General features: G+C 42.0%; 11 protein-coding genes. 6 read left to right on the top strand and 5 right to left on the bottom strand.

The window, feature by feature from the left end; all coding sequences use genetic code 11:
• Positions 1-132 precede the first annotated feature (132 nt).
• Genes slmA through coaBC form a run of 3 tightly spaced genes read right to left on the bottom strand, consistent with a single transcriptional unit; the run spans position 133 to position 2,415 of the window.
• A complete protein-coding gene (gene slmA / locus FPK91_RS15590) occupies positions 133-726 on the bottom strand; it encodes a nucleoid occlusion factor SlmA (protein ID WP_144212172.1) in 594 nt (197 codons plus the stop codon).
• Between the two features lie 34 nt (positions 727-760).
• Positions 761-1,219 (bottom strand): dUTP diphosphatase, encoded by a 459-nt coding sequence (gene dut / locus FPK91_RS15595; RefSeq protein WP_144212174.1) that lies wholly within the window; start codon positions 1,217-1,219, stop codon positions 761-763.
• Positions 1,216-2,415: a bifunctional phosphopantothenoylcysteine decarboxylase/phosphopantothenate--cysteine ligase CoaBC gene (gene coaBC / locus FPK91_RS15600; RefSeq protein WP_405127316.1), complete on the bottom strand. Its 1,200-nt coding sequence runs from the start codon at positions 2,413-2,415 to the stop codon at positions 1,216-1,218. The genes dut and coaBC overlap by 4 nt, the downstream gene beginning before the upstream one ends.
• A 159-nt stretch (positions 2,416-2,574) precedes the next feature.
• Between coaBC and radC the strand changes: the two genes are divergently transcribed.
• The 5 genes from radC (at position 2,575) to FPK91_RS15625 (ending at position 6,260) form a co-directional block, all read left to right on the top strand.
• On the top strand, positions 2,575-3,252 hold the full coding sequence (gene radC, locus FPK91_RS15605; protein ID WP_144214474.1) for a RadC family protein: 678 nt from the start codon (positions 2,575-2,577) through the stop codon (positions 3,250-3,252).
• Between the two features lie 122 nt (positions 3,253-3,374).
• Positions 3,375-3,611, top strand: coding sequence for a 50S ribosomal protein L28 (rpmB, locus tag FPK91_RS15610; RefSeq protein WP_055025225.1), 237 nt, complete (start codon positions 3,375-3,377; stop codon positions 3,609-3,611).
• A gap of 6 nt (positions 3,612-3,617) precedes the next feature.
• The gene (gene rpmG / locus FPK91_RS15615) at positions 3,618-3,791 is read left to right on the top strand and encodes a 50S ribosomal protein L33 (protein WP_011494790.1); all 174 of its coding nucleotides are present in this window, start codon (positions 3,618-3,620) and stop codon (positions 3,789-3,791) included.
• A 407-nt stretch (positions 3,792-4,198) separates the two neighbouring features.
• Positions 4,199-5,524: an amino-acid N-acetyltransferase gene (gene argA / locus FPK91_RS15620; protein WP_144212178.1), complete on the top strand. Its 1,326-nt coding sequence runs from the start codon at positions 4,199-4,201 to the stop codon at positions 5,522-5,524.
• A 178-nt stretch (positions 5,525-5,702) separates the two neighbouring features.
• Positions 5,703-6,260 carry a PH domain-containing protein gene (locus FPK91_RS15625; RefSeq protein WP_144212180.1) on the top strand — a complete coding sequence of 186 codons (558 nt, stop codon included), beginning with the start codon at positions 5,703-5,705 and terminating at the stop codon, positions 6,258-6,260.
• A gap of 75 nt (positions 6,261-6,335) precedes the next feature.
• On the opposite strand, the gene rarD is transcribed toward FPK91_RS15625, so the two are convergent.
• Positions 6,336-7,232 carry an EamA family transporter RarD gene (gene rarD, locus FPK91_RS15630; RefSeq protein ID WP_144212183.1) on the bottom strand — a complete coding sequence of 299 codons (897 nt, stop codon included), beginning with the start codon at positions 7,230-7,232 and terminating at the stop codon, positions 6,336-6,338.
• Positions 7,233-7,465: 233 nt separating this feature from the next.
• The gene (locus FPK91_RS15635) at positions 7,466-7,930 is read right to left on the bottom strand and encodes a thioesterase family protein (RefSeq protein ID WP_144212185.1); all 465 of its coding nucleotides are present in this window, start codon (positions 7,928-7,930) and stop codon (positions 7,466-7,468) included.
• A 156-nt stretch (positions 7,931-8,086) separates the two neighbouring features.
• Between FPK91_RS15635 and recQ the strand changes: the two genes are divergently transcribed.
• A complete protein-coding gene (gene recQ, locus FPK91_RS15640; RefSeq protein ID WP_144212188.1) occupies positions 8,087-9,952 on the top strand; it encodes a DNA helicase RecQ in 1,866 nt (621 codons plus the stop codon).
• Positions 9,953-10,132: the final 180 nt, after the last annotated feature.

The raw sequence follows: 10,132 nt of genomic DNA on the forward strand, positions 1-10,132 counted from the left end.
CTTGTATATTTTTGGGTAAATCTATCGACTTCTATCGATTAGTTGTAATTTGTCATCATAAAGTACGATATTTGGGCAATTTATACAATTAAAAATAATAAAAAACGCACCTTGGTGCGTTTTAAAATTTGATTAACTTCTTAGCAATTGCTGCTGAATAAACTGCCACTGTTCATCGAAGTGTTCGGTTGGCTTTTGTTTGAATTCACTACGTACAAATTGGGCGATTCTGCCTTCGGCTACAGCAAGTAGCAGGTTAGCTAGGATGGCTTCGTCAAGATTAAAGCCTTGTCCTTCACGTAAGGTTTTCTCACGAAGAATTTGTTTTAGCTGGGTTTCAATCTTAGCAAATAATGCGCTAATCCGACTGCGAAGGCGTTCATTTTCACCGAGCAGGGCATCACCATTCAATACGCGTGAAATACCTGGATTACGTTCTGAGAATACCAGTATAAGTTGCAGTACTAACTCGCAACGTTTCATGGTGTCTTTCTCGTCATCCATAATGATGTTTAAGCGCGATAATATCGCATCTTCGATAAACTCGATTAAACCTTCAAACATTCTTGCTTTACTTGGGAAGTGGCGATATAACGCCGCTTCAGAAACACCCACTTCCGCTGCCAATTTAGCAGTGGTAATACGTTGGCCAGGGCTGGTTTCCAGCATGTGCGCAAGGCACTGTAAAATGTGCTCACGACGATTTATTTTTGGGCTTGTCGCCATTTTTTATTCCTAGGATTGTGACTACTTGTAAAGGTTATTTGGTGCCTGAATGACCAAATCCGCCTTCACCACGTTCTGAGGTATCAAACTCATCAACTAAGGTAAACTGTGCCTGAACAACAGGGACAAAAACTAACTGTGCTAAACGATCGCCAATTTCAATAGTGTAAGCTTCATTACTGCGATTCCAGCAAGAGACCATTAAAGGTCCTTGATAATCAGAGTCAATTAAACCGACCAAATTGCCTAATACAATGCCATGCTTATGACCAAGACCTGAGCGCGGTAAAATTACCGCAGCTAAGCTTGGATCGGCCACATGGACAGCGATGCCAGTAGGAATTAATACTGTTTCACCTGGCTCAATGACCATAGTGGTATCAATCATGGCGCGTAAATCCATACCTGCACTACCTGGGGTAGCATAAGCGGGTAATGGAAACTCACTGCCAATGCGTGAGTCGAGTAGTTTAAGTTCTACGGGTGTTTTCATGATGTTTTAATTCTTGCCGCTATCAAGGTGAGTAATTGTTTTGCCAGTGTCAGCTTGTCTGTGGCGGGTAGTTGTTCATTCCCGTCTTTCCAGAACACTTGCAGTGCATTGGCATCGGCGTTAAATCCAAGCCCTTCAATTGATACGTCGTTCGCAGCAATTAAGTCCAACTTTTTACGCTCAAGCTTACCGCGTGCATATTCTTCTACGTTATCGGTCTCAGCAGCAAAACCTATAGTAAAAGGTCTTTCTTTCAATGCTGAAACGCTGGCTAAGATATCAGGGTTACGTACGAGTGCAAGCTGCATATTTTCAGCTGACTTTTTGATTTTTGACTCAGCGACTTCTGCAATTCGATAATCTGCTACAGCCGCGCAGCCGATAAAGATATCTTGCCCTTCAACATTTCCCATCACCGCATCAAGCATGTCTTGAGCTGATTCTACATCTATCCGCGTTACACCTGTTGGTGTTGCTAGATTTACCGGACCGCTCACTAACGTCACTTCAGCGCCCATTTCGGTTGCTGCAGTGGCTAATGAAAAGCCCATTTTCCCAGAGCTATGGTTTGAAATATATCTCACTGGATCAATGGCTTCTCGGGTCGGACCCGCTGTGAGAATAAGTTTGTAACCGGCTAAAGGTTTCTCTGCAGGAGAAAATAATGCGACTAATTGCTCTGCAATGTGCAACGGTTCTTGCATACGACCAGGGCCGACTTCGCCACAGGCTTGATCACCGCTAGCAGGTCCCCATACGGTAATGCCTTTACGTTTGATGTTGGCAATGTTTTCTTGGGTTGCGAGGTTGCGATACATCTGTTGGTTCATTGCCGGGCAAACAATAATTGGCGCTTCAGTCGCAAGACACGTTGTGGTTAACAGTTCATCCGCCATGCCTGCATTGATACGGGCAATTAAATTAGCCGTTGCAGGGGCAACGATAACCACGTCAGCCCATCTTGCTAGCTCAATATGGCCCATTGCCGCTTCAGCAGCTGGATCGAGCAAGTCAGAGGCTACAGGATGCCCAGAGAGGGCTTGAATCGTCAGTGGAGTAATGAATTGCATTGCGCTTTGGCTCATTACCACACGCACATCAGCGCCGCGCTCTTTGAGACGGCGTATTAAATCAGCACTTTTATAGGCAGCAATACCACCACCAATGCCTAGAAGGACTTTTTTATTTGTCAGCATGTTTAGCTTCATCCTGCTAATCGCGTTATTGCGGCTAAGATATCACAAACTGCATTAAGGATGATGATCCGAATTTAAAAATATAGACCATAATAAAGTGCTAAGTGTCACAACATAATGTGTGGGACTCTCATGGATGACAATAAACAAGGAGTGTTTATGGCGATTAAAGATTGGCCTGAGGGAGAAGGACCAAGAGATAAGTTATTACACCTTGGTGCAGGGCACTTATCTGATGCTGAATTATTAGCCGTTTTACTCAGAAATGGCATCGCCGGACATAATGCTGTGGATCTTGCTCGCGATATGATTAGCCAATTTGGTGGATTAAGGGCATTATTTTGCGCGCCATTGGATCAAGTTTGCCAATTATCAGGTGTTGGACCGGTAAAATATGCACAATTACAGGCTGCATCGGAGATTTCTAAGCGAATTTCGCAAGAAAATATGCGTAGAGGGCAAATTTTGGTAAATCCTGATTTAACTCGGGACTATTTAATGAGACAATTGGCAGACCGATCCTATGAAGTGTTTGCATTATTATTGTTGGATACCCAACATAGAGTGATACAATTTGTAGAATTATTCCGCGGAACGATTAATTCAGCATCAGTCTATCCACGTGAAGTGGTAAGCTTGGTGTTGGAAAAAAAAGCTGCGGCAGTCATAGTGTGTCATAATCACCCGTCTGGCATTGCAGAGCCAAGTCAGGCAGATCGGCAAATTACTGACAGATTAAAAAAAGCCTTATCTACAATCGATGTTTCTCTTTTAGATCATATGGTTGTAGGCGATCAGGAGATAGTTTCTTTTGCTGAACGTGGGTGGATAAATTAAACAACGCTTGATCTTAGTTTTGTTATCGTGTATAAAATGCGCCCTCTTTGTGCCTCGGGCGACGGCCACACGAGGCACATAAATGCTCGAGCGTTTTAAAATTGTTTTTGGAGAAGATTGACATGTCAAGAGTATGCCAAGTTACTGGCAAGAAGCCTATGGTTGGTAACAACCGTTCGCACGCTAAAAATTCGACTCGTCGTCGTTTTTTACCTAACCTACAAAACCACCGTTTTTGGTTAGAAGAAGAAAAACGCTTCGTGCAACTACGTGTATCTACTAAAGGTATCCGTATCATCGACAAAAAAGGTATTGAAGTTGTTGTTAAAGAACTTCGTGCCCGCGGCGAGAAGGTATAATAGAAAATGGCTAAATCTAAAGGTAATCGTGAGAAGATCAAATTAGTATCTAGTGCTAAAACTGGTCACTTCTACACTACTGAAAAAAATAAGCGTAACATGCCTGAAAAAATGGAAATCAAGAAATTTGATCCAGTTATTCGTCAGCACGTTATGTATAAAGAAGCTAAAATCAAGTAATTGATTTTGTTACTTTTAAAAAAGTCCCTATATGGGGCTTTTTTTTGCCTGAAATAAATGTAATCCAGATCCCTGCACCATCCTATTCAATCCGTTATGATTTTCTTCTTGTATCCTTAATCAAAACTTTACAGCTATAGCGCCATTATTAGGCTCTATCGTCCTCATATTGTCATTTATGGGTTCTATATTGCCGCCTTAAATAACTGGCAGTTAAAACTTATCTTTGTAAAGCGCTGCTACCTTTTAAGTTTTTCACGCTTAATCTTTGATGCTAAAAGTAAAAAAGTGTTACCAATGCAATAAAATGCTTTTAAAGTGAATTTAAATGCAATATTATTGCGTAATTATATTGTTGGTAAGTTTATTACTGACATTTCTGATTGATTATTTGTTTAGGGGTTAATGTGCCTTTAAGAACCACAGAGCTGGTTGATGGTTTCCGCCATTCAGCACCATATGTAAACGACCATCGCGGAAAGACCTTTGTTGTCATGCTTGGCGGCGAAGCTTTGCTACATAATCAATTTAGGGGCATTTTAAACGATGTAGCTTTGCTGCACTCGTTAGGGATTAAAGTGGTATTGGTTTATGGCGCAAGACCACAGATTGATCATGCACTGAAGCGTGAAGGGATTGAGCCGACCTACCATAACGGTGTGCGTATTACTGACGAAGATTCCTTAAGAGTGATTAAGCAAGTTGCAGGTTCAGTGCAATTTGATATCACAGCTAGACTTTCTATGAGCCTTGGCAATACGCCGATGCAAAATGCTCAGATTAATCTTGTGAGCGGTAATTTTGTAATCGCACAACCATTAGGCATCGACGACGGTGTTGATTTTTGTCTAACTGGTAAAGTTCGCCGTATTGATACCCGAGGCCTTGAACGTCAGCTCGATAATAATTGTATTGTGGTAATGGGGCCTATGGCTGTTTCCGTTACGGGTGAATGTTTTAACCTCACAGCTGAAGAAGTCGCGACCCAAGTGGCGATAAAGCTTAAAGCCGATAAGATAATTGGTTTTAGTAATACTCACGGTATTTTAGGTGAAGATGGCGAGGTTATTGCTGAACTAATGCCTAATGGCGCGCAAACCATTTTGGAAGAAATGGCATTAGCAGGTAAATCTTGCGTCGGCACCATGGCATTTTTAAAAGCCAGCATTGATGCTTGTCGTAACGGTATTCCGCGTTGTCATTTGGTGAGTTATTTAGAAGATGGCACTTTACTGCAAGAGCTGTTTTCTCGTGAAGGCATCGGCACTCAAATCGTTACTGAGAGCGCAGAACGATTAAGACGTGCCAACATTGGTGATATTGGCGGGGTGTTAAACCTTATTCGTCCATTGGAAGAGCAAGGTGTTTTGGTTCGTCGCTCCCGTGAACAGTTAGAAATGGAAATTGAGCAATTCATGCTCATTGAACGCGATAATCTTGTCATTGGTTGCGCAGCGTTATATCCCTTTGAAGAAGATAATGCCGGTGAATTTGCCTGCTTAGTGGTACATCAAGATTATCGTGATGCAGATAGAGGCAGTGTATTACTCAATAACATTATTGGTCAGGCGCGTGTTAGAGGTTACTCAAGGTTATTTGCTTTAACGACTCGCAGTATCCATTGGTTCTTGGAACATGGCTTTAATATTGTTGATGTTGAGCAACTGCCTAATGCGAAAAAGAAGTTATACAATTTCCAACGTAACTCAAAAATTCTGGCGTTAGATTTATAAACGCTATTCAGTATAAATACTAAAATAATGCCATCGTGAATTGTTATTTACGATGGCATTTTTGTGAGTGTAATGATTGAAGGCGACAGAAATTTTATTGGTCATGTGTTGTAGGCTGTATGATATAGATTGAGCATTAAATATGTGAACCATAGAACAAAAAATAAGTGGATAGAAAATGATTGAAGTGGAATTGGCAGGATTGACCAGTAACGGCGTGTTCAGTTTTTTGGGTATGCTGCTGGGGTTGTTAGCACTGAGTGCTTTTATCTGGTTTAAGAAGCTGCCAAGTAATGCTTTGTATGTCAGCTTTGGCATCATTCTATTTTTATTTATGTTGTTCTTGTGGACACTATATAAAACCACTAATAGCCAATTATCGATAACCCAAGTTGATACTCAACAGGCTTCTTCGTCCGTGTCGCCCCAAGTCCCTGAAGTGACATTATCAATTCCACTTTATAGCCAACAATTACACGCTAGTGAAGTACTTTGGCAGCAAGCACAGTTCATCGACGTAAGCATTGACTCTGAATTTGCCCCACAGTGGCGTACAAATGGCATAGGGCTACCAGGATACTCATTAGGGTGGTTTACTCTTAAGAACGGGGATAAGGCGCTAATATCGCTTACAAGGCGCGAGGCATTGATGTTACCAACGAACAAAGGTTACACGTTGTTACTCACCGTGGAGGATAAACGCGCCGCAATGAAAATGATTGCGGCGATGAAGTGATGGGATTTCAGTTAGTCAGCCCTGAGCGAGTTAAGAAAGCGAGTCAGGAATTAGGCCGTTAGCGCGAATCTGGAACTAGCTTTGTTTTATGCGACGGCGACGTTGCAGTGCCATGTCGGCTGTAAAGACCACTAACGCGCTCCAAATAAACCCAAAGGTAATGCTTTTTTCAACATCAAAGGGCTCGTTGTATAAAAAAACTGCCAAAATAAACATGATACTGGGACCAATATATTGGAAGAATCCGAGCATCGATAATGGAATTCGTATCGCTGCCCCAGCAAAACACAGTAGAGGTATGGTCGTCACGATTCCCGCAGCAATGAGCATTAAGTTCATTTCTATATCGTTAGTCATCATATTTGCTGAAGCGGTATCTAGGGTCAGTGCTAAATAGGTTAATGCCACGGGCAGTAAAACCGCTGTTTCAACCAACATACCGGCCTTAGCGTCAATATTGACTTTTTTGCGCAACAAACCGTAAAAGCCAAATGATGTGGCTAACGCTAATGACACCATTGGGATCGATCCAAATGAGATTAGCTGAATCATGACCCCGATAAAGGCCAGCGTCACCGCAAACCATTGTAATTTTCGTAAGCGTTCAGATAAGAAAACCATCCCCAGCAATACGTTGAATAGCGGATTGATGAAATAACCCAAACTCGCATCTAGCATTCGGTCATTGGTAATTGCCCAAATAAAAATCAACCAGTTAAGGGCAATAAGAACCGAAGTAACCGCCAATACCAGTAATTGTTTAGGTCTTTTGACTAAAAGCATTAGACGTGAAAATCCGCCCATGAATTTCATCAAAATGATGATGAATACAAATGACCAAATAACCCGATGCGCTAGTATTTCAAAGGCAGACACATCACCCAATAATTTAAAATAAAGGGGGGCAATTCCCCATAGGCAATAAGCACAAATAGCGAGAATGATGCCTTTACGTGTTTCAAGAGCTTGCATGAACGTCCACAGGAGTGTGTCAATGAGGTGGCGATTGTAGGTTGCCTCAGTTAATCACTCAAGCAATTAACTGAATCATTTTTAGAAGAGAGAAATCGGTGAGTGAAATTGTCTTTATAAGGGCTGAATTTCACTTGGTTTAGCCCATGATAATGGCCGATATCTCTCGTGGTTTATCGTCAGTTATCATTGAGATAAATGGAAAGCTTGAAGATCAAATATTCATTTATGCTTTAACCCACCATATAAGTGCCTGTACCGAAAGCGATATGGGTGCCTTCTTCGTTATGAAGTTCCATACGACAGACTGAAACACGGTTGCCTGAGCGGATCACTGAACCAGTTCCTGTAAATATCTCACCACGACCCGGGCGTAAAAAATCCACTCGCATATCAATAGTGCCCAGCGTAGTGAGTCGCTTCTCTAATTGTTCGATTGTCCAGTCATCTCGGCTTGAGACTAATCCAGCAAAACAGGTTAAGCCGCCAACCACATCGAGTAAGGTTGCTGTCACACCGCCGTGTAAAATATTTTGATGAATATTACCGATGAGTTCAGGCTTCATTTTAATCATCACCTCAACACCATTTTCATCGTAGTGTTTAATTTCTAAACCTAATAGATTATGAAAAGGCACATGTTGATCAAATATTTCAGCGACTTGCTTCAATGCTTGCAGTTGGACATCCGTAGTCATATTTGGCCTTATTGATTTTATTGTTGGTGTAGAGTATTTAATCTAACTTAATTAGCTTTATAAAATCAACGCTGCATATTTGAGCTGTTGTGGTTTGTTTGCAGACATATGCACTGCAGTGCTTTAAAATGCCCAATCAGATCTTAAGCCTTATTGATGGATAATCTTATTTCTAGCCATGTAGACACTCAAATTCCAGCACAAGATTCCGCAACGCCTGTTGTTGAAGATGTGCTTGGACAGCAATTACAGCAAATTTTTGGTTATCGTGATTTTCGTGAAGGACAGCGGGAGATTATCGAGCAGACGCTAAACGGCCAAGATACGCTAGTGATTATGCCAACGGGTGGCGGAAAGAGCATGTGTTATCAATTACCGGCTTTGGTTCTACCAGGATTAACCATTGTAGTTTCACCGCTCATTTCATTGATGAAAGATCAAGTTGATAGCTTGACTCAGTCAGGTGTTGCTGCCGCTTATTTGAATTCCTCTTTACCACGTGATGAAACCGTTGAGATTTTAAAACGTTTACATAAAGGTGAGATTAAACTGCTTTATGTATCACCAGAGCGTTTGCTACGGCCTGATTTTATTGAGCGAATGGAAGAATTGCAGATATCATTATTTGCGATTGATGAGGCTCACTGTATTAGTCAGTGGGGTCATGACTTTAGACCTGAATATGCCGCACTAGGTCAATTAAAGCAGTTGTTCCCCTATGTGCCGCTTATGGCATTAACGGCTACGGCAGATCAGGCTACCCGTGAAAGTATTTGTCAGCGCCTTCAAATCAGTCCTTTTTGTTTATTATCCAGTTTTGATCGCCCTAATATTCGCTATACAGTGGTTGAAAAACTCAATGCGGCAAATCAGCTCAAGCAGTTTTTACAATTGCAAAAAGGCAGTAATGGCATTATTTATTGCAGCAGCCGTCGTCGAGTTGATGAAGTTGCTGATCGTTTAAAGCTGCAAGGATTTAGCGCGGCGGCTTATCACGCTGGAATGACGCAGAAAGAGCGCGGTGATATTCAAGATAAGTTTTTAAAAGACAAAATCGATATCGTGGTTGCGACAGTGGCATTTGGCATGGGGATCAATAAGTCTAATGTTCGGTTTGTGGTGCACTACGATATCCCTAAAAGCGTTGAATCTTATTACCAAGAAACAGGGCGAGCAGGTCGTGATGGCTTAGATGCTGAAGCGTATATGTTGTTTGACCCTGCTGATATCGGCCGGGTGAAGCACTTAATTGAGCAATCAGAACCTGGCCCACAGCAAGACGTTGAATTACACAAAATGAATACCATGGCAGCCTTTGCTGAAGCGCAAACCTGCCGTCGACAAGTATTGCTGCATTACTTTGATGAAAGTGGCTCAAAACCTTGTGGTAACTGTGATATTTGTCTCGAGCCCCCTAAGCGCTATGATGGCAGCGAAGATGCTAAAAAAGTGCTGTCTTGCATCTTTAGACTTAATCAATATTTCGGGGTAAACCAGGTCATTGATGTGCTGCGTGGCTCAAAAGCTGCCAATGTGATGGATCGCGGCCATAACAAGTTATCGACTTGGGGTATTGGTAAAGAGCACAGTCATGAATATTGGCTCAGTGTGATTAGGCAGCTTATTCATTTAGGTTTGGCTAGCCAAGATATTACCCGCGGCTCTTCGGTAAAGTTAAATGCATCTGCGAGACCTATATTGAAAGGAGAGGCGAGTTTGCAGCTGGCTGAGCCTAGAATTCAATTAGTGGCCACCAAACGTAAAAGTTCTACATCCCGTGCTCCGCAGCAATATGACCGTAAACTGTTTGCCAGACTGAAACTATTACGACGTGAACTGGCAGAAAAACATGATGTGCCACCTTACCTTGTTTTCAACGATGCTACGTTAGCTGAAATGGCTGCAATGGTGCCCACCAGTGCCGGTGAAATGCTGGCTGTAAATGGTGTTGGTGAGCGCAAGTTAAGCCGTTTTGGTGGCGACTTTTTAGATGAAATAAGCCAGTACCTCATCGAGAACTAGTGATTTATTTTAGTTCCCGCAACTTATCTCTCTCTCATTGCAGCTCACTATCCCATATCTTAATTGTTAAACATGGCTAACCATTAACGGGTTAGCCATTGCTGTTTTAATTATAAAACAACGCACGTATACCTAGACTACTTACTCAAAGACGCACAGCTCATTAATCCTATTTAATCT

This window comes from Shewanella donghaensis (genome assembly GCF_007567505.1).
Classification (GTDB): domain Bacteria; phylum Pseudomonadota; class Gammaproteobacteria; order Enterobacterales; family Shewanellaceae; genus Shewanella; species Shewanella donghaensis.